Origin of the sequence: Citrobacter sp. T1.2D-1 (genome assembly GCF_950098555.1) — a bacterium.
GTDB classification, from domain to species: domain Bacteria; phylum Pseudomonadota; class Gammaproteobacteria; order Enterobacterales; family Enterobacteriaceae; genus Citrobacter_A; species Citrobacter_A telavivensis.
The window spans coordinates 128683-151458 of the sequence record NZ_CATNHH010000008.1; the positions used below are offsets into that span (position 1 = coordinate 128683).

General features: G+C 53.0%; 23 protein-coding genes and 1 other annotated feature. Of the genes, 7 read left to right on the plus strand and 16 right to left on the minus strand.

The window, feature by feature from the left end:
• Both ribF and QQZ17_RS09595 read right to left on the minus strand, forming a co-directional pair.
• Positions 1–939: a bifunctional riboflavin kinase/FAD synthetase gene (gene ribF, locus QQZ17_RS09590; RefSeq protein ID WP_152405933.1), complete on the minus strand. Its 939-nt coding sequence runs from the start codon at positions 937–939 to the stop codon at positions 1–3.
• Positions 940–946: 7 nt separating this feature from the next.
• On the minus strand, positions 947–1144 hold the full coding sequence (locus tag QQZ17_RS09595; protein ID WP_052746862.1) for a DUF2575 family protein: 198 nt from the start codon (positions 1142–1144) through the stop codon (positions 947–949).
• Positions 1145–1268: 124 nt separating this feature from the next.
• On the opposite strand from QQZ17_RS09595, the gene rpsT reads away from it, so the two are divergent.
• Positions 1269–1532: a 30S ribosomal protein S20 gene (gene rpsT / locus QQZ17_RS09600; protein ID WP_003018940.1), complete on the plus strand. Its 264-nt coding sequence runs from the start codon at positions 1269–1271 to the stop codon at positions 1530–1532.
• Between the two features lie 60 nt (positions 1533–1592).
• Here rpsT and nhaR read toward each other — a convergent pair whose 3' ends face one another.
• The 4 genes from nhaR to dnaK all read right to left on the minus strand — a co-directional run bounded on the left by nhaR (position 1593) and on the right by dnaK (position 7032).
• On the minus strand, positions 1593–2492 hold the full coding sequence (nhaR, locus tag QQZ17_RS09605; protein ID WP_152405934.1) for a transcriptional activator NhaR: 900 nt from the start codon (positions 2490–2492) through the stop codon (positions 1593–1595).
• Positions 2493–2558: 66 nt separating this feature from the next.
• Entirely contained in the window at positions 2559–3725 is a 1167-nt protein-coding gene (nhaA, locus tag QQZ17_RS09610; protein ID WP_152405935.1) for a Na+/H+ antiporter NhaA, read from the minus strand.
• A gap of 172 nt (positions 3726–3897) precedes the next feature.
• Positions 3898–5031 carry a molecular chaperone DnaJ gene (dnaJ, locus tag QQZ17_RS09615; RefSeq protein WP_061076371.1) on the minus strand — a complete coding sequence of 378 codons (1134 nt, stop codon included), beginning with the start codon at positions 5029–5031 and terminating at the stop codon, positions 3898–3900.
• Between the two features lie 84 nt (positions 5032–5115).
• Positions 5116–7032, minus strand: a complete 1917-nt coding sequence (gene dnaK / locus QQZ17_RS09620; RefSeq protein ID WP_042323997.1) for a molecular chaperone DnaK — start codon at positions 7030–7032, stop codon at positions 5116–5118.
• A gap of 379 nt (positions 7033–7411) precedes the next feature.
• Between dnaK and QQZ17_RS09625 the strand changes: the two genes are divergently transcribed.
• The 3 genes from QQZ17_RS09625 to satP all read left to right on the plus strand — a co-directional run bounded on the left by QQZ17_RS09625 (position 7412) and on the right by satP (position 9288).
• Complete coding sequence (locus QQZ17_RS09625) at positions 7412–7816, plus strand: DUF2541 family protein (RefSeq protein WP_152405936.1); 405 nt, start codon at positions 7412–7414, stop codon at positions 7814–7816.
• Positions 7817–7857: 41 nt separating this feature from the next.
• On the plus strand, positions 7858–8571 hold the full coding sequence (gene msyB / locus QQZ17_RS09630) for an acidic protein MsyB (protein WP_152405937.1): 714 nt from the start codon (positions 7858–7860) through the stop codon (positions 8569–8571).
• A gap of 150 nt (positions 8572–8721) precedes the next feature.
• On the plus strand, positions 8722–9288 hold the full coding sequence (satP, locus tag QQZ17_RS09635; RefSeq protein ID WP_152405938.1) for an acetate uptake transporter: 567 nt from the start codon (positions 8722–8724) through the stop codon (positions 9286–9288).
• 34 nt (positions 9289–9322) lie between these two features.
• On the opposite strand, the gene QQZ17_RS09640 is transcribed toward satP, so the two are convergent.
• The 3 genes from QQZ17_RS09640 to tal form a co-directional block, all read right to left on the minus strand.
• Positions 9323–10630, minus strand: coding sequence for an MFS transporter (locus tag QQZ17_RS09640; protein WP_152405939.1), 1308 nt, complete (start codon positions 10628–10630; stop codon positions 9323–9325).
• A gap of 123 nt (positions 10631–10753) precedes the next feature.
• Complete coding sequence (mog, locus tag QQZ17_RS09645; RefSeq protein ID WP_152405940.1) at positions 10754–11341, minus strand: molybdopterin adenylyltransferase; 588 nt, start codon at positions 11339–11341, stop codon at positions 10754–10756.
• Between the two features lie 120 nt (positions 11342–11461).
• Positions 11462–12415, minus strand: a complete 954-nt coding sequence (tal, locus tag QQZ17_RS09650; protein WP_152405941.1) for a transaldolase — start codon at positions 12413–12415, stop codon at positions 11462–11464.
• Positions 12416–12828: 413 nt separating this feature from the next.
• On the opposite strand from tal, the gene QQZ17_RS09655 reads away from it, so the two are divergent.
• Both QQZ17_RS09655 and yaaA read left to right on the plus strand, forming a co-directional pair.
• Complete coding sequence (locus QQZ17_RS09655) at positions 12829–14259, plus strand: alanine/glycine:cation symporter family protein (protein WP_152405942.1); 1431 nt, start codon at positions 12829–12831, stop codon at positions 14257–14259.
• Positions 14260–14328: 69 nt separating this feature from the next.
• Positions 14329–15102, plus strand: a complete 774-nt coding sequence (gene yaaA / locus QQZ17_RS09660; RefSeq protein WP_152405943.1) for a peroxide stress protein YaaA — start codon at positions 14329–14331, stop codon at positions 15100–15102.
• A 38-nt stretch (positions 15103–15140) separates the two neighbouring features.
• Here yaaA and QQZ17_RS09665 read toward each other — a convergent pair whose 3' ends face one another.
• The 7 genes from QQZ17_RS09665 to yjjY all read right to left on the minus strand — a co-directional run bounded on the left by QQZ17_RS09665 (position 15141) and on the right by yjjY (position 21898).
• Positions 15141–15428 carry a DUF2502 domain-containing protein gene (locus QQZ17_RS09665; RefSeq protein WP_152405944.1) on the minus strand — a complete coding sequence of 96 codons (288 nt, stop codon included), beginning with the start codon at positions 15426–15428 and terminating at the stop codon, positions 15141–15143.
• Positions 15429–15629: 201 nt separating this feature from the next.
• A complete protein-coding gene (gene thrC, locus QQZ17_RS09670; protein ID WP_152405945.1) occupies positions 15630–16916 on the minus strand; it encodes a threonine synthase in 1287 nt (428 codons plus the stop codon).
• 3 nt (positions 16917–16919) lie between these two features.
• Positions 16920–17849, minus strand: coding sequence for a homoserine kinase (thrB, locus tag QQZ17_RS09675; protein ID WP_152405946.1), 930 nt, complete (start codon positions 17847–17849; stop codon positions 16920–16922).
• 1 nt (position 17850) lies between these two features.
• Entirely contained in the window at positions 17851–20313 is a 2463-nt protein-coding gene (gene thrA / locus QQZ17_RS09680; protein WP_152405947.1) for a bifunctional aspartate kinase/homoserine dehydrogenase I, read from the minus strand.
• 25 nt (positions 20314–20338) lie between these two features.
• Positions 20339–20458 (minus strand) — a sequence feature (Thr leader region).
• Positions 20394–20459 (minus strand): thr operon leader peptide, encoded by a 66-nt coding sequence (gene thrL / locus QQZ17_RS09685; RefSeq protein WP_032337689.1) that lies wholly within the window; start codon positions 20457–20459, stop codon positions 20394–20396. (Overlaps the previous feature by 65 nt.)
• A gap of 213 nt (positions 20460–20672) precedes the next feature.
• Positions 20673–21359, minus strand: coding sequence for a tRNA/rRNA methyltransferase (locus QQZ17_RS09690; RefSeq protein ID WP_152405948.1), 687 nt, complete (start codon positions 21357–21359; stop codon positions 20673–20675).
• Positions 21360–21757: 398 nt separating this feature from the next.
• On the minus strand, positions 21758–21898 hold the full coding sequence (yjjY, locus tag QQZ17_RS09695) for a YjjY family protein (protein ID WP_042998021.1): 141 nt from the start codon (positions 21896–21898) through the stop codon (positions 21758–21760).
• 95 nt (positions 21899–21993) lie between these two features.
• On the opposite strand from yjjY, the gene arcA reads away from it, so the two are divergent.
• Entirely contained in the window at positions 21994–22710 is a 717-nt protein-coding gene (arcA, locus tag QQZ17_RS09700) for a two-component system response regulator ArcA (RefSeq protein ID WP_284554131.1), read from the plus strand.
• The last annotated feature ends 66 nt before the right edge of the window (positions 22711–22776 follow it).

The following is a 22776-nucleotide window of genomic DNA, read 5'->3' on the forward strand; positions in this document are numbered from 1 at the left end:
TTAAGCCGGTTTTGTTAGCCCAAAAAAATCACGGGCAGTTAATTCATCTCGCGCAATCTGCGCTTTGAGTTCATCCAGCGAGGCAAATCGCTGTTCATTGCGTATTTTTTTACGCAGCACAACATCTATATGGCGACCATAGAGGTCCATTGCAACATCCAGCAGATGCACTTCCAGTTGCTGGCGCACGCCCGAAACCGTCGGACGGGTCCCGATGTTCGCTACGCCGGGCAATGGCTTTTCGCCAAGCCCCATCACTTCTACCGCATAAACCCCTTTTACCGGGGAAACCTGACGACGCAGCGGTAAATTTGCCGTCGGGAAACCAATGGTGCGTCCGAGTTCATCACCGTGCACTACGCGACCAGAGATGGTAAACGGATGGCCCAGCAGGCTTTCGGCGAGGGCCAGGTTGTCTTCTGCCAGCGCCTGACGCACGGCGGTGCTACTGATACGAACACCACCTTCGCAGAAAGTTTGGGTGCTGGTGATATCAAAACCATATTCCACGCCGGCCTTCTGTAATAACAAGAAATCGCCTTCACGACCAGCGCCAAAGCGGAAATCATCCCCCACCGCGAGAAATTGCACGCCAAGACGATTCACCAACAATTCGCTGATAAAGGACTGCGCCGTGAGGGCAGCGAAACGGCGATCGAATCGCACGCACAGCACGTAGTCGACGCCGCATTGCGCGAGATAACGCAATTTTTCACGCAGGCGGGTCAGCCGCGCAGGGGCTTTGTCTGTCGCAAACAGTTCGAGCGGCTGCGGTTCAAAAATCATCACCATCACCGGTAAGCCACGCCTGCGCCCTTCTTCCTGCAAACCATGCAGCAGCGCACGATGACCACGATGCACGCCGTCGAAATTACCAATAGTCAGCACACACCCGTGCGGGGCCTGACTGAGATTATGTATGCCGCGTATCAGCTTCATGTCTGGCTCAAAACAGTGAAAATCGCCAAAGTATACCTTGTACGGCGGTCAAGGTTAACCGGCGATTGATGTGGCGAAACAGAAAGCAGATGGATTTCATTACCCTGAGGCAAATACCGACCACAAACTGACAAAGCAATTCAATTTTTATCGCTGAAAAGCTGTATTCACAGCCAGCAAGCTGGTAGAATCCTGCGCCATCAATACGTAACGTAGCGTCGCTAGATTAACGGCGCTTATTTGCACAAATCCATTGACAAAAGAAGGCTAAAAGGGCATATTCCTCGGCCTTTGAATTGTCCATATAGAACACATTTGGGAGTTGGACCTTGGCTAATATCAAATCAGCTAAGAAGCGCGCCGTTCAGTCTGAAAAGGCTCGTAAGCACAACGCAAGCCGTCGCTCTATGATGCGTACTTTCATCAAGAAAGTATACGCAGCTATCGAAGCTGGCGACAAAGCTACTGCACTGAAAGCATTTAACGAAATGCAACCAATCGTGGACCGTCAGGCTGCTAAAGGTCTGATCCACAAAAACAAAGCTGCACGTCATAAAGCTAACCTGACTGCACAGATCAACAAACTGGCTTAATCGCCTGTTGATTGTTGCTTTGTGAAGAAACCCGCGCAAGCGGGTTTTTTTATGTCTGGACTATTTGTTCTGGGGCGTGAATAACGCCGAATAGTTCGTATTGCAGATGCGCTGTACCGCCGGATGCTGAATCATCCTCTCGGCAAAGATGGCATGATATTCCTCCATCACATTTTCCACGCGACCAATTTCTACCACCGAATCGTCCGCGTAAAAATCATGCGCATAGAGCGTTGGAGCCACGAAAATCGCATTATGCGTCGCGCCAAAGGCTTTCATCAATGCGGCGTCGTCAAACTCCCCCAGAATCTCAATCTTCAGCCCCTGGGAATTAATCCAGTTCAGCAACTTGCGTCCTAGCATCGAACGCCGCCCGGGGATCAGCAAACGTCGCTCTTCCAGACAGGCCGGGAAGGGTTTTTCCGGTAACGGCTGAGTACACCAGAAGCTGACGCTACATTCGCCAATCTTCACCGAAAACAGCCCTTCCTGCTGCGTAGAATCAATCGGGCAGTCCGAAATAATCATGTCCAGCTTATGCTGACTGAGTTGCTCCAGCAGCATCTCATGGGTCGATTCAAAACAGCGCAGGTGGATCTGTTCACCTTCAACGACAGCCGCATCCAGTACGTTGCTGACCAGTCGTTTCGACAGCGCATCCGCCACGCCCACGTCAAATAGCAGATTGGACTCTTTGCGGTAGTTCACGATATCCAGCATCTCCTGGCTTAGGGTAAACATTTTATCCGCATAGCGAAAAACCAGTTCGCCGAGTTCACTGGGCTCCAGACCGCGCCCCTTACGCTTGAAGAGTTTACCCTGCAGGCGCTCCTCAAGCGCTTTAATCTGCCCGGTGATGGTTTGCGGCGTTAAATAAAGCGCCTCCGCCGCACCGACCACGGAGCCCTCTTTATAGACGTGCCAGAAGTAATAGAGATGGTTGTAATTAATGTGGGACATACACTCTCTCTGAAAAATGTCACAATAAGGGAAGCCGGAAAAAGCTTCCCTGCTAACTCGCCCCGATCAGACTGACGGGCGTAAACGTGCGCGCAGCAAGCTGTAGCCAATCACCGCCGACAGCAAGGAGCCAATCAGGATCCCCAGCTTCGCCCAGTTAATCAGCTCCGGATCCACGCTGCCAAAGGCCAGGCTGGCGATAAAGATCGACATCGTAAAGCCAATGCCGCACAGGATGCCGACCGCCATGATTTGCGGGAACGAGGTTCCCTCCGGCAGTTGCGCCAGCTTCAGACGCAACGCCAACCAACAGAACAGGCTGATACCCAGCGGCTTACCCACCAGCAGGCCCGCAATGATGCCCAGCGGCAGGATGGAGGTCAGCCCGTCCATCGTCACGCCCTGCAAAGAAACGCCCGCATTGGCGAAGGCAAACAGCGGCAGGATCAGATATGCCACCCACGGATGCAGAACATGCTCCAGACGCTTCGCCGGAGAACGCCCGTACTTCTCTTTCAGCGGAATGAAAAAGCCGACGATCACACCCGCCAGCGTTGCATGAACGCCGGATTTCAGCACGGCGGTCCACAACACCACCCCAACAAGGATGTACACGCCCGTACGCCGGACGCCGCACAAATTAAGGAGCGCCAGAATCGCAATCGCAAATGCCGCCACACCCAATGACACCATCGACAGATCGTGGGTGTAGAAGACGGCGATAATAATGATCGCGCCCAGGTCATCGATAATCGCCAGCGCCATCAGGAAAATTTTCAACGCCAGCGGCACCCGACTGCCGAGCAGGGCCAGCACGCCCAGGGCAAAAGCGATATCCGTGGCGGCCGGGATCGCCCAGCCTTCGCGGGTGATCGGATCGGCATAGTTGAATGCCAGATACAGCAGCGCCGGGACAATCATTCCGCCAATAGCGGCAATCACCGGGAAAGCCGCCTGACGCAGACTCGCCAGAGAGCCCTGCATCAGCTCGCGCTTGACCTCAAGGCCAATCAGCAGGAAAAACACCGCCATCAGGGCGTCGTTGATCCACAGCAGCATGTTTTTATTGATTTCAAGCGCGCCAACGCGCAGTTGGACAGGCGTCTCGAGAAAGGCGCGATACCATCCACTGGTCACACCCATATTGGCCATCAGCATGGCCAGTACAGCGGCGATGATAAGAATGATGCCCCCAGAGGCATCACTGCTAAAGAAACGATGCAGATGTTTCACTTTTTATTCTCTCTATAGGGTGAATACTTCGTAATTACTATCATACTCCGCATGAATAATCGTTAAAATTAGATTATTCATGGCATAACATTCGATTTTACCGAGTTATAGAGACATAAAAAAAGCCTGAGATCTCGCAATCCCAGGCTTTTGGTCGATACGGCAGACGTGATTAGCGGGTCAAATCATCAAAGAACTTTTTCACGCCGTCAAAGAAGCTCTTGGAGCGCGGGCTGTTCTTTTCACCGGTTGGGCCACCAAAGCTTTCCTGCAGATCTTTCAGCAGTTGCTTCTGTTTCTCGTTCAGACCAACCGGCGTTTCGACCACGACGCGGCACAGCAAATCGCCCTGCGCGCCGCCGCGAACCGACTTCACTCCTTTGCCACGCATGCGGAACAGTTTTCCGGTCTGCGTTTCGCTGGGTACTTTCAGCTTCACGCGGCCATCCAGCGTCGGAACTTCAATTTCGCCGCCGAGTGCTGCCATCGCAAAGTTAATAGGTACTTCACAGTACAGGTTGTTGCCTTCACGTTCGAAGATTGGGTGCTGTTTCACCTGAACCTGAACGTACAGATCCCCTGCCGGTGCGCCGTGCTCACCAGCTTCACCTTCGCCAGAGAGACGAATGCGATCACCGGTATCCACGCCTGCCGGTATTTTAACCGACAGCGTTTTGCTCTTCTCGACGCGACCATGACCGTGACACTTGTTGCACGGATCTTTGATCAGCGTACCGCGCCCCTGACAGTGTGGACAGGTTTGCTGAACCGCGAAGAACCCCTGACGCATCTGCACCTGACCGGAACCATGACAGGTCGGACAGGTCTGCGGCTGAGTCCCCGCTTTCGCGCCACTGCCGTGGCAAACATCACACTCTTCCAGCGTCGGAATGCGGATCTCTTTGGTCACGCCACGTACGGCTTCTTCCAGGGTGAGATCCATGTTGTAACGTAAATCGGCCCCACGCGCAGCACGTTGACGACCCCGACCACCGCCAAAGATATCGCCAAAAACGTCACCAAAGATATCGCTGAAGTCAGCGCCGCCGCCAAAACCGCCGCCGCCGCCCATCCCGCCTTGCTCAAACGCGGCATGACCGTACTGGTCATAGGCAGCGCGTTTCTGCGAGTCGGTCAGGACTTCATACGCTTCTTTGATCTCTTTAAACTTGGCTTCGGCCTCTTTATCACCCTGGTTACGGTCCGGGTGAAATTTCATGGCCAGGCGCTTGTAGGCCTTTTTGATTTCACGCTCTTCCGCTGATTTGGAAACGCCTAAAATCTCGTAATAGTCTTGCTTAGCCATCTCTTTTTTCTGCCCTTAACATGCGTGCACGGGCGGAGAGGAAACCTCTTCGCCCGTGCCAGTAATTACCCGTTCAAAGGGCGATTATTTTTTGTCTTTCACTTCTTCAAACTCAGCGTCGACAACATCATCATCTTTCGCGTTGTTTGCGGAAGCGTCAGCGGAGCCCGCCTGCTGTTGCGCATGCTGCTGCTGAGCGATTTCCATCAGTTTCTGGGAAACCTGCGCCAGCTCCTGCATCTTCGCTTCGATGGCCGCTTTGTCTTCGCCTTTCAGCGCCGTTTCCAGTGCGGTCAGCGCAGATTCAATGGCCGTTTTGTCGTCAGCCGGTAACTGCTCGCCTGCTTCTTCAACCTGCTTACGCGTGCTGTGCAGCAGATGGTCGCCCTGGTTGCGGGTCTGAACCAGCTCTTCAAACTTACGGTCAGACTCAGCATTCGCTTCGGCTTCGCGAACCATTTTCTGAATTTCTTCTTCATTCAGGCCAGAAGACGCCTTGATGGTGATCTTCTGCTCTTTACCGCTGTTTTTGTCTTTCGCGGAAACGTGCAGGATACCGTCAGCATCGATATCGAAGGTCACTTCGATCTGCGGCATGCCGCGCGGTGCCGGGTTGATCCCATCCAGGTTGAACTGACCCAGAGATTTGTTATCAGACGCACGTTTACGTTCACCCTGCAGCACATGGATGGTTACCGCAGACTGGTTGTCTTCCGCGGTAGAGAACACCTGGCTGTGCTTGGTCGGGATAGTGGTGTTTTTGTTGATCAGCGCAGTCATCACACCGCCCATGGTTTCGATACCCAGAGACAGCGGGGTAACGTCCAGCAGCAGTACGTCTTTCACATCACCGGTCAATACACCACCCTGGACAGCAGCACCAATTGCCACGGCTTCGTCCGGGTTCACGTCTTTACGCGGTTCTTTACCAAAGAATTCAGCCACTTTCTTCTGCACCATTGGCATACGCGTCTGACCACCAACGAGGATAACGTCGTTGATATCAGATACGGACAGGCCAGCGTCCTGCAGAGCGACTTTCAGCGGCTCGATGGAACGGTTCACCAGATCTTCGACCAGGCTTTCCAGTTTCGCGCGAGTCACTTTGATGTTCATGTGTTTCGGACCGGTGGCATCTGCAGTGATGTACGGCAGGTTCACGTCGGTCTGCTGTGCAGAAGAAAGCTCAATTTTCGCTTTTTCTGCCGCTTCTTTCAGGCGCTGCATTGCCAGCGGGTCGTTACGCAGGTCAATGCCCTGATCTTTCTTAAACTCTTCAACCAGATAGTTGATCATACGGCTGTCGAAGTCTTCACCACCCAGGTGGGTATCACCGTTGGTTGCCAGAACTTCGAAGGTTTTTTCGCCATCAACTTCGTCGATTTCGATAATAGAGATATCGAACGTACCACCACCGAGGTCATAAACCGCGATAGTACGGTTACCAACTTCTTTATCCAGACCATACGCCAGTGCAGCGGCAGTCGGTTCGTTGATGATACGTTTCACTTCCAGACCTGCGATACGGCCAGCGTCTTTGGTTGCCTGACGCTGAGCATCGTTAAAGTAAGCCGGTACGGTGATAACCGCTTCAGTTACCGGTTCACCCAGGTAATCTTCAGCCGTTTTCTTCATTTTCTTCAGCACTTCAGCCGAAATTTGCGGCGGTGCCATTTTCTGACCTTTCACATCCAGCCATGCGTCGCCGTTGTCAGCGCCGATGATTTTGTACGGCATGATGGAAACATCACGTTGAACTTCTTCGTCCTGGAAGCGGCGGCCAATCAGGCGTTTAATCGCAAACAGGGTGTTTTGCGGGTTTGTCACTGCCTGACGTTTAGCCGGCTGACCAACCAGAGTTTCACCATCCTGGGTATAAGCAATGATAGAAGGCGTGGTGCGATCGCCCTCGGCGTTCTCCAGCACGCGTGCAGTGGTGCCATCCATAATCGCTACACAAGAGTTGGTAGTACCCAGGTCGATACCAATAATTTTACCCATCTAAACGTCTCCACTAAAAATTCGGTCAACATGTGGTTGTGAGTCTGTAATAAGGGCGAAACGTGCGGTTTCAACTACCTTGATTCGTTTTTTTTCAGACTCACCACTGCGGTTGACTACTAAGTGGGGTCGCAACCCACTTCATCAAGGGGGGAATGAAAAAAAAATATTTATTCCCGCAGTCATAAAGGGTCATTAAAACCGGGACAGGTGGCCGACGACAGCATTTCTATGGGCTAAAACATTCACTGAAACCATAAAAATAAAGCAACAATTCACGAAAAAATTGTAATAAAAAGAAAAGATTACGTCCATGAATCAGCACAAGGAGAGGGGTAAGATAAAGAACATTTTGCTGACCTTCTAAAAGAGAAAGACCATGAAATCTGTTCTGACGATCTCCGCCAGCTTGCTTGTGGGCGTTTTGTTCACCACAAGCGCTCAGGCTAACGATCACAAAGTATTGGGGGTCATTGCAATGCCCCGTAATGAAACCAACGATCTGGCGCTGAAAATTCCCGTCTGCCGCCCGGTCAAACGGATTCAGTTAGCCACCGATCACGGCGACGTTCAGCTCAGCGGCGCCTCCGTCTATTTCAAAACATCACGCAGCGCCAACCAGAGCCTGAATGTTCCGCACTTGATTAAAGAAGGGCAGACCACTGCGTGGATAAACATCAATAGCGATAACGACAACAAACGCTGCGTATCAAAAATCACCTTCTCTGGCCACACGGTGAACTCTTCTGATATGGCAACGTTGAAAATTATCGGCGACGATTAAGCCGCTGCTTTTCAGGAATAATGATAAAAGTTGGACCTAAGATGAATGTCACTTATTTAAATGACGAGGATTTAGATTTTCTTCAACATTGTAGCGAAGAGCAACTGGCCGAATTTACCCGCCTGCTGACGCATAATGAAAAGGGGAAAACCCGTCTGTCGAGCGTGTTAAACCACAGCGAACGTTTTAAAGCGATGGAAGGACACCCGGAGCAGCACCGCCAGAACTGGCAACTGATCGCCGGCGAATTTCAGCATTTCGGCGGCGACAGCATCGTCAATAAGCTACGGGGGCACGGAAAACGGTATCGTACCATTTTGCTTGATGTCTCCGGTCGGTTGTCGCTCAAGGCGGATAAAGAGATGTCCACTTTCGACATCGAGCAACAGCTACTGGAGCATTTTCTACGCAACACCTGGAAAAAAATGGACGTGGAGCAGCGGCAAACGTTCCTGCAAGCCGTCAATGCAAAAGTCTCTGAGCTGGAGGAGTTACTGCCGCTCCTCCTGAAAGATCATCAATTAGCAAAAGGGGTTTCACACCTCCTTTCTGGTCAGCTCACCCGTATTCTGCGCACCCATGCCGCGATGAGCGTACTGGGTCACGGTTTGCTTCGCGGCGCAGGTCTCGGCGGCCCGGTGGGCGCAGCGCTAAACGGCGTGAAAGCGGTAAGCGGCAGCGCCTATCGCGTCACGATCCCGGCAGTACTGCAAATCGCCTGTTTGCGCCGGATGATCAACGCGACAAGAGCGTGATGTCGGTCACAGGGGAAAATAATTCATTTTCCCCTCCTCAGATCATAGACAGCCCCTTCTCTCCTGATTATTATGCCGCGCCCCGAACGGTGTCATGTTTTAACGGGGATAACTATTTCACCATTCAATTAATGATGATTTTGAGGATTTATGGGCAACACTAAGTTGGCTAACCCGGCACCGCTGGGCCTGATGGGCTTCGGCATGACCACCATTCTGCTTAACCTGCATAACGCGGGTTTCTTCGCCCTTGACGGTATTATTCTCGCGATGGGAATTTTCTACGGCGGTATTGCGCAAATTTTTGCCGGCCTGCTGGAATACAAAAAAGGGAATACCTTCGGTTTGACCGCATTCACCTCTTACGGCTCGTTCTGGCTGACGCTGGTTGCGATCCTGCTGATGCCGAAAATGGGTCTGACAGAAGCGCCTAATGCGCAGTTCCTCGGTGCCTACCTGGGCCTGTGGGGCGTATTCACTCTGTTTATGTTCTTCGGCACGCTGACTGGCGCACGCGCGCTTCAGTTCGTGTTCCTGAGCCTGACCGTTCTGTTCGCCCTGCTGGCCGTGGGTAACATTGCGGGTAATGAAGCGGTGATCCACTTTGCCGGCTGGGTTGGCTTAGTGTGTGGTGCCAGCGCGATTTATCTGGCGATGGGTGAAGTGCTGAACGAACAGTTCGGCCGTACCATTCTGCCGATTGGTGATGCGCACTAATCATCAGTATCCCCCCGTTAAGGGGGGATTATTATTACGGCTGTTGTAGCTCAGCCTGCATTTCCGTATCGCGATAATACATATCCTGTCGCAGCCAAACACCCAGTCCCAATCCCACCAGCGACAACGCCAGCACATACCAGGCCGGAGCCATCGGCGAAACGCTCATTAGCAGTGTCACGGCAATCGGCGTCAGTCCACCGAAAATGGCGTAAGAAACATTGTAGGAAAATGAAATGCCGGTAAAGCGGACTTCCGCAGGAAACGCGCGCACCATCACGTATGGCACCGCGCCCACCACACCCACGCACAATCCCACCAGCCCATAGAGCAGGAATAAGTACTGCGAATGTGTGCCCGACAGGTGATAGAACAACCCGCTCGAACAGGCTAACAATATGCTGCCAACAATAAAGGTTTTGCTGGCACCAACACGGTCGACGATAAAGCCCGCTAACAGACAACCCAGGCAAAGCATAATGGTCGCCACGCTGTTTGCCTGCAACGTCAGGGCCGGTGACAGGCCGTACTGCTTTTGCAGCCAGACCGGCGACATTAAAATCACCACCACAATCCCTGCAGAAAGCAGCCAGGTCAGAAGCATGGAGATCACCACCGCCTTCTGGTGATTCACCACCACCGACTTCACCGGCAGTTCCTGAGCCAACGTCTTGCGCTGTTGCATCTCCAGAAAGATAGGCGTTTCCTGTAACCAGCGGCGTAAATACATCGCCACCAGCCCAAAAACTCCCCCCAGCAGGAACGGAATTCGCCAGCCATAGTCATGTACAGCCTGCTGCGTCAGGTGTGTGTTAATCTGCGTCGCCACCACCGAGCCTAACAGGATCCCCACCGTCAAACCTGCCGTCAGCGTGCCGCAAGCCATCCCAATTCGACGTTCAGGGACGTGCTCGGCGACGAACACCCATGCGCCCGGCACTTCGCCGCCAATCGCAGCGCCCTGCAGAATGCGCATCAACAGCAACAACAAGGGCGCGGCAATCCCAACAGCGGCATAGGTCGGCAACAACCCCATCGCCAGCGTCGGCACGGCCATCAGCAGAATGCTCAAGGTGAACATCTTTTTGCGCCCGACCAAATCGCCAAAATGCGCCATGATAATGCCGCCTAACGGACGCGCCAGATACCCGGCTGCGAAGATGCCAAAGGTTTGTACCTGACGAAGCCATTCGGGAATATCAGCGGGGAAAAACAACGCCCCCACCACGGCTGCGAAAAAGACGAAGATAATGAAGTCGTAAAATTCAAGCGCACCGCCAAGAGCGGCCAACGTCAGCGTTTTGTAATCCTGGCGATTCAGGGGGCGTGTATGTTGTGACATAGTGAACCATAAGTCTGTGGAGCGTTGGATGTTATGAACGACACATGTAAAGTAAAACTTACTATACCGTAAACAAATCAACACTCCACTTTCACCATCACTTATCTTACGAAAAGACTAACTTCAGGCATTTGTATCGCGCCTGGCACTTTTCGGGCGAAAAGATGCTACGATTTCCGGTGCGGTCTCCACATACGGCCCGTCAAGGAGCTGTATACAATACGGTACACTTGCAAAGATACCCGCCACGACGACCTTACCTTCTGCATCCTTCACCCCTTCCAGGGTCTCTTTGATGGATTTCGGCTGACCCGGTAAGTTGAGGATTAACGCCTGCTTGCGAATCACCCCGACCTGACGTGACAAAATCGCCGTCGGCACAAAGTGCAGACTAATCTGCCGCATCTGTTCGCCAAAGCCAGGCATCTGGCGATCGGCAACCGCGAGGGTAGCATCCGGCGTTACATCACGACGTGCAGGACCGGTGCCCCCGGTGGTCAGCACCAGATGACAACTCATCTCGTCTACCAGTTCACACAGCGTTTGTTCGATGATGACCTGTTCGTCAGGAATCAAGCGCGTCAGCACCTCGAAAGGCGTGGTCAGCGCCGTCGATAGCCACTCTTCCAGTGCCGGAATGCCTTTATCCTGATAGACACCGCTGGAGGCGCGGTCAGAAATGGAAACTAAGCCAATACGTAAGGTGTTCATGATTATTCCGTTTAAACAGTCTCGTTAAACAGAATGATACACTGCGAAGGGAAGGACAGACAGGGTTCAGAAGAGGTAGCGTGACCGGTGTACCGACCACGCTACATAGGGCAAAAATGATTACAGCAGATCGCCGATCATTTTCTCCAGTTTTTCCTGATCGACAGCAAACTTACGGATACCGTCCGCCAGTTTATCTACCGCCATCGGATCCTGGTTGTGCTGCCACAGGAACTCAGACTCGGTGATACGTTCCGGACGCGCTTTCACTTCGCCAGAGAAGGACAGTTTACGCTCGATAGCCCCTTCGCTTTCCGCCAGCTCTTTCAGCAGTGCCGGTGCGATGGTCAGGCGGTCGCAGCCAGCCAGCTCAAGAATTTCGCCGATGTTACGGAAGCTTGCGCCCATCACAACCGTCTCGTAGCCGTGCTGTTTGTAGTATTCGTAGATCTCCGTAACGGAAACTACGCCCGGATCTTCAGCCGGGGCATACTCTTTCTTGTCGGTATTGGATTTATACCAGTCAAGAATACGACCCACGAACGGGGAGATCAGGAACACGCCAGCTTCGGCGCAGGCGCGCGCCTGCGCGAAGGAGAACAGCAGCGTCAGGTTACAGTTGATGCCTTCTTTTTCCAGCTGCTCTGCAGCGCGGATGCCCTGCCAGGTTGAAGCCAGTTTAATCAGAATGCGATCGTTGCTGATGCCTGCATCGTTGTACAGTTTGATGATGCGTTTCGCTTTGGCAATAGACGCGTCAGTGTCATAGGACAGGCGAGCATCCACTTCAGTGGAGATACGACCCGGGACCAGTTTCAGGATCTCCAGACCGATGTTCACTGCCAGTTTGTCGGTTGCGTCAACAATCTGCTGCGCGCGGTCGCTACTCTGCTGCTTAGCCCAGGCAACAGCGTCATCGATCAGCTTACGGTATTCCGGGATCTGCGCTGCGTTAAGAATGAGAGAAGGGTTGGTTGTGGCATCCTGCGGCTGATACAGCTTCATTGCCGCGATGTCTCCGGTGTCGGCCACCACGGTGGTGAACTGACGAAGGGAGGTCAATTTGTCCGTCATGATAGTGTTTCTCTTTAAACAGCTTGTTAGGGGGATGTAACCGGTCTGCCCTGATGATAACACGACGTTGTGACAGCGCAACCGCAGACAATGCGCTTATCCCCTTGAGGGCACCTGCGGACAATTTCTGATCCGGCATTGATGTAGCGCGCCATTCAGGCACTCAACCTCATGTACACTACGCGGTCGCTATCAATTGCCTGGCGGTGTCTACACAAAAGCGTTCGGGTTGCCTCGAGACGGCAAACGATAAAATCCCAGGACCAGGAACAGAGAAAACGATGTGACTGAGGTTTTAGCGTGCAGCCAACAAAGAGGCAGCCTGAAGGATGAAGTGTATATATACTATTCAACAATTGGTAACGCTTACACAGGGTTGTTACAGCGTACCGGCAGCAACAAGAGGGATGTTAATGCCTGATTTTTTCGCGTTTATTAATGATGTGCTCTGGGGGTCAGTGATGATCTACCTGCTCTTTGGGGCAGGGTGTTGGTTTACCTGGCGCACAGGCTTCGTACAATTTCGCTATATCCGCCAGGTTGGCAAAAGTCTGAGAAACAGCATTAACCCACAGCCGGGAGGGTTAACCTCGTTTCAGTCACTCTGTACCAGCCTTGCCGCCCGTATCGGTAGCGGCAACCTGGCGGGCGTGGCGCTAGCCATTACCGCAGGCGGGCCTGGCGCAGTGTTCTGGATGTGGGTCGCCGCCATCATTGGTATGGCAACCTCATTTGCCGAATGCGCCCTCGCACAGCTCTACAAAGAGCGCGATCGCCACGGTCAGTTTCGCGGTGGCCCCGCCTGGTATATGGCGCGTGGGTTAGGCATGCGCTGGATGGGCGTGTTATTCGCCATCTTTTTGCTGATCGCCTACGGACTGGTGTTCAACAGCGTACAGGCCAATTCCGTATCCCGCGCCCTCAAATTCGCGTTTGATTTCCCGCCGATCGCCACCGGTATTGTCATGGCGATTACCGCCCTGTTGGTCATCGTTCGGGGGATCAAGGGCGTGGCACGGATGATGCAGTGGTTCGTCCCTGTGATGGCGCTGATGTGGGTGGTCACCAGCCTGGTGGTTTGTCTGATCAATATCGGCCAGTTGCCTGACATCATCATTTCTATCATCAAAAGCGCGTTTGGCTGGCAAGAAGCCGCGGGCGGCGTGGCGGGATATACGCTGAGCCAGGCGATCACCAGCGGTTTTCAACGCAGTATGTTTTCCAATGAAGCCGGGATGGGCTCAACGCCTAACGCCGCTGCCGCCGCATCATCCTGGCCGCCGCACCCTGCAGCGCAGGGGATTGTGCAGATGATCGGTATTTTTATCGATACGCTGGTCGTCTGTAGTGCAACGGCAATGCTGGTTTTACTGGCTGGCAACGGCACGACCTATGCGTCGATGGAAGGGATCCAACTGGTGCAGAAAGCAATGAACGCGCTGGTCGGTGACTGGGGGGCTGCGTTCGTCGCGGTTATCGTGATTCTTTTTGCCTTCAGCTCCATTGTGGTCAACTACATCTATGCGGAAAACAACCTGTACTTTCTGAACCTGGACAACAAACGCACCATCTGGATTTTACGTATTGTCACCTGCCTGACGGTGGTGGCCGGAACGTTGCTCAGCTTCCCGCTGCTATGGCAGTTGGCAGATGTCATCATGGCCTGCATGGCGATCACTAACCTGACGGCAATATTGCTGCTCTCTCCGGTGGTGCATACTCTGGCCAGCGACTACTTACGTCAGCGAAAACTGGGGGTTCGTCCGGTCTTTGATCCGCTGCGCTACCCGGATATTGAACAGCAACTGGCGCCAGATGCCTGGGACGACATACCGCGAGACTAATCGCAACTATCGATCAACTCAGTCGTGTTTTTTGCTACAGTCGCAGTAAATTTCCTGCAAGGACTGGATATGCTGATTCTGATTTCACCTGCAAAAACGCTCGACTACCAGAGCCCGCTGGCGACAACGCGCCATACGTTGCCTGAGCTGCTGGACCACTCCCAGCAACTGATTCATGTGGCACGCAAGCTCTCGGCCCCGCAGATCGGTAAACTGATGCACATCAGCGATAAGCTTGCTGACCTGAATGCCACCCGCTTTCACGACTGGCAGCCGGACTTCACGCCGGAAAACGCACGCCAGGCTATTCTGGCCTTCAAAGGTGATGTCTATACCGGATTGCAGGCCGAAACCTTCAACGAAGCCGATTTCGATTTTGCTCAGCAGCATTTGCGTATGCTCTCAGGCCTGTACGGTGTACTGCGCCCGCTGGATCTGATGCAGCCTTATCGTCTGGAAATGGGCATTCGTCTGGAGAACGCCAAAGGAAAAGATCTGTATCAATTCTGGGGCGATATCATCACGGATAAGCTCAATGAAGCGCTCGCCGCACAGGGCGACCAGGTGGTGATTAACCTTGCATCGGATGAATACTTCCGTTCCGTGAAGCCGAAGAAACTGAACGCTGAGCTGATTAAACCCGTCTTCCTCGACGAGAAAAACGGTAAGTTCAAAGTCATCAGTTTCTACGCCAAAAAGGCACGCGGCCTGATGAGCCGCTACATCATTGAAAACCGTCTGACGAAGCCTGAACAACTCACCGACTTCAACAGCGAAGGTTACTTCTTTGATGAAGCCGCCTCCGGGAATGGCGAACTGGTGTTTAAGCGTCACGAACCGTAATGCGCTGCCGGGGGACGCGCGTCTGCCCGGCATAAGCATTAATGGTGTTTCCCGCCAGGACCTTGACGATGATCGCCATGACGACGGTCATAGTGCGGTTGCGGACGCGGTCCGTGCGACTGCCAGCGATTTCCGCGCCACTCATAGTGTTTATTCCACCAGCCATGGTCGCGCCAGTTTCCGCCATCCCAGTAGTTACCGTGATTATCGCGATCGCCAATCTGTAATTTAACGGCAGGAACCAGAGTGATTTCAGCCGCCTGTACTGCGAGTGGAGTCACCAGCATCATGGAGAGTGCCAGAAGCACAGGTTTCAGTTTGTTCATGAGGTACTCCTTTCTGTCATTGCCCGTTTCGGGTCGATGAAAGGAGATTACGTGATGGGAACGTGAGTTGTTATTCTCCGCAATCCTAATCTCTAAGTGTCCGCATTTATTGAGAATTTCTGCTTTTTCTCTGCGTAATTTCTCCTTATTTTCTCCATAAAAAAGCCGGGTATCCCCGGCGTTTTCAACACGGCGACAAACTTAACCGCGCGTCATCATCAGCTTACGCAGAGCAGCGAAATCTGCCGGCAGATGTTGCGAAAGCAGCGGCAGATCCGCACGATCCGCCAGTTCTTTCGGCAGCTCCAGCGTTTCATTCAGGACAGCTTCCACGCTCTCTTTAAACTTCGCCGGGTGTGCGGTACCAAGGAACAGGCCGTATTCGCCCGGATTAAGCTGGTCACGCAGAGCACGGTACGCCACTGCCGCGTGCGGCTCAGAGGTGTAGCCCTTCGCTTTTAGCTCACGCATCGTTTCCTGCGTTGTCTCATCATCCACGGCAGCATAACCAAGCTCATTCAGACGCCAGATTTTACGGCGGAACAGCTCCTCTACGCGCGGCCAGTTGTTCGGCTGACTCACGTCCATCGCGTTAGACAACGTCGCCTGGGTCGCTTTTGGCGCCCACTGCCCGTCCTGCAGGAAGCGGGGTACCGTGTCGTTAACGTTGGTGGCGGCGATAAAACGCTTCACCGGCAGGCCGAGGGATTTCGCCAGCAGGCCCGCTGTCAGGTCGCCAAAGTTGCCGCTTGGAACAGAAACAACCAGTTGATTCCGCGCTTCCTGCGGCAATTGTGCAACGGCTTCAAAGTAGTAACAAATCTGCGCCAGCAGGCGGCTGATATTAATAGAGTTAGCCGAGTTCAGCCCCAGCGCCACTTTCAGCTCTTCATCATCAAAGGCCTGTTTGACCAGCGCCTGGCAGGCATCAAAATCACCGTCGATGGCGACAGTTTCAATGTTGCCGCCCAGCGTGCAGAACAGTTTTTCCTGCAACGGACTGATTTTGCCGTTCGGGTAGAGGATCACCACGCGCACGTTCGGCAGGTCATAAAACGCATGTGCCACAGCCGCGCCGGTATCACCGGAGGTTGCCGTCAGAATGGTCACCGGCTTGTCGCCGCTGATGTGGGTCAGCATCTGCGCCATAAAACGGCCGCCGAAATCTTTAAACGCCAGCGTCGGGCCGTGGAACAGTTCCAGACAACCGACGTCGCCCTCCACCTGGACAACCGGTGCCGGAAAAGCAAAGGCGGCGCGCACGCGCGCTTCGAGGATCTCTTGCGGGATTTCATCGCCGATAAACGCGGACAGGATCTTCGCGCTGCGGCTGACGAAGTCCTGGTTCAGCATCTCATCCACTTCTGTCAGGTTGAATTCCGGCAGATCGTGCGGGAAAAACAGCCCCTGATTTTTGCCCAGCCCCTGCGTGACGGCCTGCGCAAAACTAACCTGTTCGTTGTGATCTTTTAGATTGTAGAGTTTCATCAATTATCCCAGTACTCGTGCGCCCGCCGTGTCCAGCCGGCAAATATGAACAAAGCCTTCCTGATTTTGCAGGTAGTGACTACCCAGCCAGTCCGCCACGCGCTGCGCCGTATCCGGTTTATCGCAGAGCGCAAACAGCGTCGGCCCTGAACCGGAAATACCGCTCGCCAGCGCGCCAATTTCTGCGACGGCCTGACGCGCCTGGGCAAAACCTGGCAACAGACGTTCGCGATACGGTTCGGCAATCACATCCTTCATCAGTTTCGCCGCAAGCCCTGGCTGGCGGGAATAGCAGGCGTGAATAAACCCGGCCAGGTGTCGCCCGTGGGCAATGCAATCCTGGCGACGATATTGCGCAGGTAAAATGGCCCGCGCTTCCGCGGTGGAAACCTTAATGCCTGGATAGGCCAGCACCCACAGCCACTCATCAAAGCCTGGCACCTGCTGACTGATAATGCCGTTTTCTTCAATCATCAACTGCATACCGCCGAGGAAGCACGGCGCGACGTTATCGTAATGAATGCTGCCGGAGATACGCCCTTCCAGCTCCCCCATAATCGCCAGCAGACGCGTGTCATTCAGCGGCTTGCCGCAGTGCTCATTCATCGCCACCAGTGCCGCCACCACCGAGCAGGCGCTGGAGCCTAATCCGGAGCCGATTGGCATATTTTTTTCCAGCGTCATCGTCACCGGGATTTGCTTACCCAGCTCCTGACAAAAACGCTCCCAACACTGGTAGACAATATTTTCACGCGGTTTTGACGGCAGTTTGTCAGCAAAGCGGCCCAGATTGTTCAGACTGAAACTGTCTGCCGCCTCGACCGTTACCACGTCGCCCAGCAGTGAGCCATCAACGGGGGTCACCGCCGCCCCAAGCACATCAAATCCAACGCTCATATTGGCACTGGAAGCCGGGGCATAAACTTTAACCATGTTAAACTCCTAGCTTCCATGAGAGGGTGCGCAACAGGTCAGCAAACACCCCTGCCGCCGTGACGTCATTGCCCGCGCCATAACCGCGCAGAACCAATGGCAGAGGCTGATAGTAGTGACTGTAGAAAGCCAGCGCGTTTTCACCGTTTTTCACTTTGTACAACGGATCGTTACCGTCCACTTCAGAAATTTTCACCCGACACACGCCGTCTTCTTCGATGTTGCCAACATAGCGCAATACTTTGCCCTCATCACGGGCTTTTGCCACGCGAGCGGCGAACGCGTCATCAAGCTGCGACAGATTCGCCATGAACGCGTCAACGTCACCGGAGTCATCAAACGCTTTCGGCAGCACCGGTTCAATGACGATGTCAGACAGTTCCAGCTCGCGTCCGGTTTCACGGACAAGGATCAGCAGCTTACGCGCCACATCCATTCCGGAAAGATCGTCACGCGGGTCTGGCTCGGTATAGCCCATTTCACGCGCGATGCGGGTCGCTTCAGAGAGGCTCATGCCTTCGTCGAGCTTACCGAAAATAAACGACAACGAACCAGACAGAATGCCGGAGAATTTCAGTAACTCATCGCCCGCGTTCAACAGGTTTTGCAGGTTTTCGATCACCGGCAGACCGGCACCCACGTTGGTGTCATAGAGGAATTTACGCCGTGATTTCGCGGCAGCGAAACGCAACTGATGGTAGTAATCCATTGACGAGGTATTCGCCTTTTTGTTCGGCGTGACCACGTGGAAACCTTCGCGCAGGAAGTCAGCGTATTGATCGGCCACCGCCTGACTGGAGGTGCAGTCAACAATCACCGGGTTCAGCAGATGATATTCCTTCACCAGGCGAATTAAGCGACCGAGATTGAACGGCTCTTTCGCTTCAGCCAGCTCGGCCTGCCAGTTCTCCAGGTTCAGGCCATGCACATGAGTCAGCAGCGCTCTGGAGTTCGCCACGCCGCACACGCGCAGGTCGATATGTTTTTTCTTCAGCCAGGTCTGCTGACGCTTAAGCTGCTCCAGTAACGCGCCGCCTACCCCACCGACGCCAATGACAAACACTTCAATCACCTGGTCGGTGTTGAACAGCATCTGATGGGTGACGCGTACGCCTGTCGTGGCGTCGTCATTGTTGACCACCACCGAAATGGAACGCTCGGAGGAGCCCTGAGCGATGGCCACGATATTGATATTGGCGCGCGCCAGTGCGGCAAAGAATTTTGCTGAAATACCGCGCAGCGTCCGCATGCCATCCCCGACGACGGAGATAATAGCCAGCCGTTCAGTGACCGCCAGAGGTTCCAGTACGCCCTCTTTCAGCTCGAGATAGAACTCATCCTGTAAAGCGCGCTGAGCACGTGCGCAGTCCGCCTGCGGCACGCAAAAGCTGATGCTGTACTCAGAAGAAGACTGGGTAATCAATACGACGGAAATTCCCGCGCGGGACATCACCGCAAACACGCGCGCCGCCATCCCCACCATCCCTTTCATACCGGGACCAGAGACGTTGAACATCGCCATATTATTGAGGTTTGAAATCCCCTTCACCGGCAGTTCGTCTTCATCGCGACTGGCGCCGATCAGCGTGCCTGCCGCCTGCGGATTACCGGTATTTTTGATAAGGCAAGGGATCTGGAACTGCGCGATGGGGGTAATGGTACGAGGGTGAAGCACTTTCGCGCCGAAATAGGAGAGCTCCATCGCTTCCTGATAAGACATCGACTTCAGCAACCTGGCGTCGGGCACCTGGCGCGGATCGCAGGTATACACACCGTCGACGTCCGTCCAGATCTCGCAGCAGTCGGCACGTAAGCAGGCAGCCAGAACCGCAGCAGAGTAATCAGAGCCGTTACGTCCCAGTACCACCAGTTCGCCCTTCTCATTACCGGCGGTGAAACCGGCCATCAGCACCATGTGGTCAGCGGGAATTCGCCCGGCGGCGATGCGACGCGTTGATTCAGCAATATCGACAGTGGATTCAAGGTAGTGCCCCACCGCCAGCAGTTTTTCGACCGGATCAATAACGGTAACATGGTGACCACGCGCTTCCAGTAACCCCGCCATGATGGCGATCGACATCTTTTCGCCACGGCAGATGAGCGCGGCGTTAATGCTGTCCGGGCACTGTCCGAGCAGGCTAATCCCATGCAGCACATGCTTAATTTGGGCAAATTCTTGTTCAACAAACACTTTCAACTGCGCCAGCGGAAAGCCAGGCTGGGCGTCGGCGAGGCCTGTCAGAAGTTCGGCGAAAATACGTTCGGCATCGCTGATATTGGGCAATGCGTCCTGACCTCCGATGGTTTTTTCAATCATCGCCACCAGATGGTTGGTAATTTTAGCGGGGGCAGAAAGAACGGTCGCTACCTGCCCCTGCCTGGCATTGCTTTCCAGAATATCGGCAACCCGCAGAAAACGTTCTGCATTTGCCACTGATGTACCGCCGAACTTCAACACTCGCATGGTTGTTACCTCGTTACCTTTGGTCGAAAAAAAAGCCCGCACTGTTCGGTGCGGGCTTTTTTCTGTGTTTCCTGTACGCGTCAGCCCGCACCGTTACCTGTGGTAATGGTGATGGTTGTGGTAATGGTGATGCTGATGCGTTTCATGGATGTTGTGTACTCTGTAATTTTTATCTGTCTGTGCCGTATGTCTATATTGGTTAAAGTATCTGGTGACCTAAGTCAATAAATATTTGATTTACTCACCTGACGAAACTTGTTCATGTGCTGCTGGCGAAGGGTTTATTTTCAACCAATACAGCAGGAACACCCCTCTTGAAATTAGCACTTATCACCAAAAATAAGACTAAAGGCGAACTATTATTTCGTGATATTTTTTTCGATATCATGGACTAACCGGTGCAACATTACCGTGTCTCGCTGCCCTAATTGTCCCAGACGCTGTTGCAGCCAGTCGACCAGTTTGATGTCATCCGCAACCTCCAGAGAGGTCAGTAATGTCATTATGCGAGATCGTAATGCCTGTAACTGAAATTCATCAGATGAATCGACTTCTTTAGCAGGTTGTTGCATTAAATTTGCTAATTGATAGCAGTAGACCATTACCGCCTGGCCCAGATTTAATGAAGGATAATCTGCAACCATCGGTACGCCAGTCAGAATATCTGCCAGCGCCAGTTCATCGTTGGTCAGTCCGGAATCTTCACGACCAAAAACCAGCGCGGTATGATTCATCCAGGCCGATTTTTCTTCCAGGAGCGGTACCAGCTCCGCTGGCGTCGCGTAGTAATGAAATTTGGCCCGACTGCGCGCCGTGGTGGCGACGGTAAAATCAACATCGGTAAGCGCATCCGCGAGAGTTGGGAAAACGGCAATATTATCAATAAGATCGCCGGAGCCATGCGCCACCCAGCGCGTAGCGGGTTCAAGATGAACCTGACTGTCGACAATACGCAACTGTGTAAACCCCATGGTCTTCATGGCGCGCGCTGCCGCGCCGATATTTTCCGCTCTGGCAGGAGCGACGAGGATAATTGTTATGCGCATTTTTCTTCTCTATATGCCTGTCCGCAGACACTTGTGTGACCTGTGTCAAGATATTACGCGGAGCGAATTTACAAAATTTTAACGAAAATCACTGAAAAAGCGTTTCATCGTTGATAAAAGACGCTAAACTATTTCCTTACTTTACTAATGTTTTTTATGTTAACAGAAACAGTATATCCTTCTGTTTATCAGAGATAATTTGATTTAAAATGAATCTCATTCATAGGATTCGCCGTGTTAATTAGTTATCTTGTGCAACTAGTTGGATTATTGCAATTTTGTGATGAAAGCTAGCATTTGGATACGATGATTTCATCAAACTGTTAACGTGCTACAATTGAACTTGATATATGTCAACGAAGCGTAGTTTTATTGGGTGTCCGGTACGTCTTAGCCTGTTATGTTGCTGTTAAAATGGTTAGGATGACAGCCGTTTTTGACACTGTCGGGTCCAGAGGGAAACTACCCACGACCAAGCTAATGATGTTGTTGACGTTGATGGAAAGTGCATCAAGAACGCAATTACGTACTTTAGTCATGTTACGCCGATCATGTTAATTTGCGACATGCATCAGGCAGGTCAGGGACTTTTGTACTTCCTGTTTCGATTTAGTTGGCAATTTAGGTAGCAAACATGCAGACCCCGCACATTCTTATCGTTGAAGACGAGTTGGTAACACGCAACACGTTAAAAAGTATTTTCGAAGCGGAAGGCTATGATGTATTCGAAGCGACAGATGGCGCGGAAATGCATCAAATCCTCTCTGAATATGACATCAACCTGGTGATCATGGATATCAACCTGCCAGGCAAAAACGGTCTTTTGCTGGCGCGTGAACTGCGCGAGCAGGCTAACGTTGCGCTGATGTTCCTGACGGGTCGCGATAACGAAGTCGATAAAATCCTCGGCCTCGAAATCGGTGCAGATGATTACATCACCAAACCGTTTAACCCGCGCGAACTGACTATCCGTGCCCGCAACCTTCTGTCGCGTACCATGAACCTGGGCACCGTCAGTGAAGAACGTCGTAGCGTTGAAAGCTACAAGTTCAACGGTTGGGAACTGGACATCAACAGCCGTTCTCTGATCGGGCCTGATGGCGAACAGTACAAACTGCCGCGCAGCGAGTTCCGTGCCATGCTTCACTTCTGCGAGAACCCGGGTAAGATCCAGTCTCGTGCTGAACTGCTGAAGAAAATGACCGGTCGTGAGCTGAAGCCGCATGACCACACCGTTGACGTGACCATCCGTCGTATTCGTAAGCATTTCGAATCGACGCCGGATACGCCGGAAATTATCGCGACAATTCACGGTGAAGGTTACCGTTTCTGTGGCGATCTGCAGGATTAATCAAGTTATTACCGTCAAAAAAACGGCGCTCAATGCGCCGTTTTTCTTGTCTGCCGTTAACTGAAT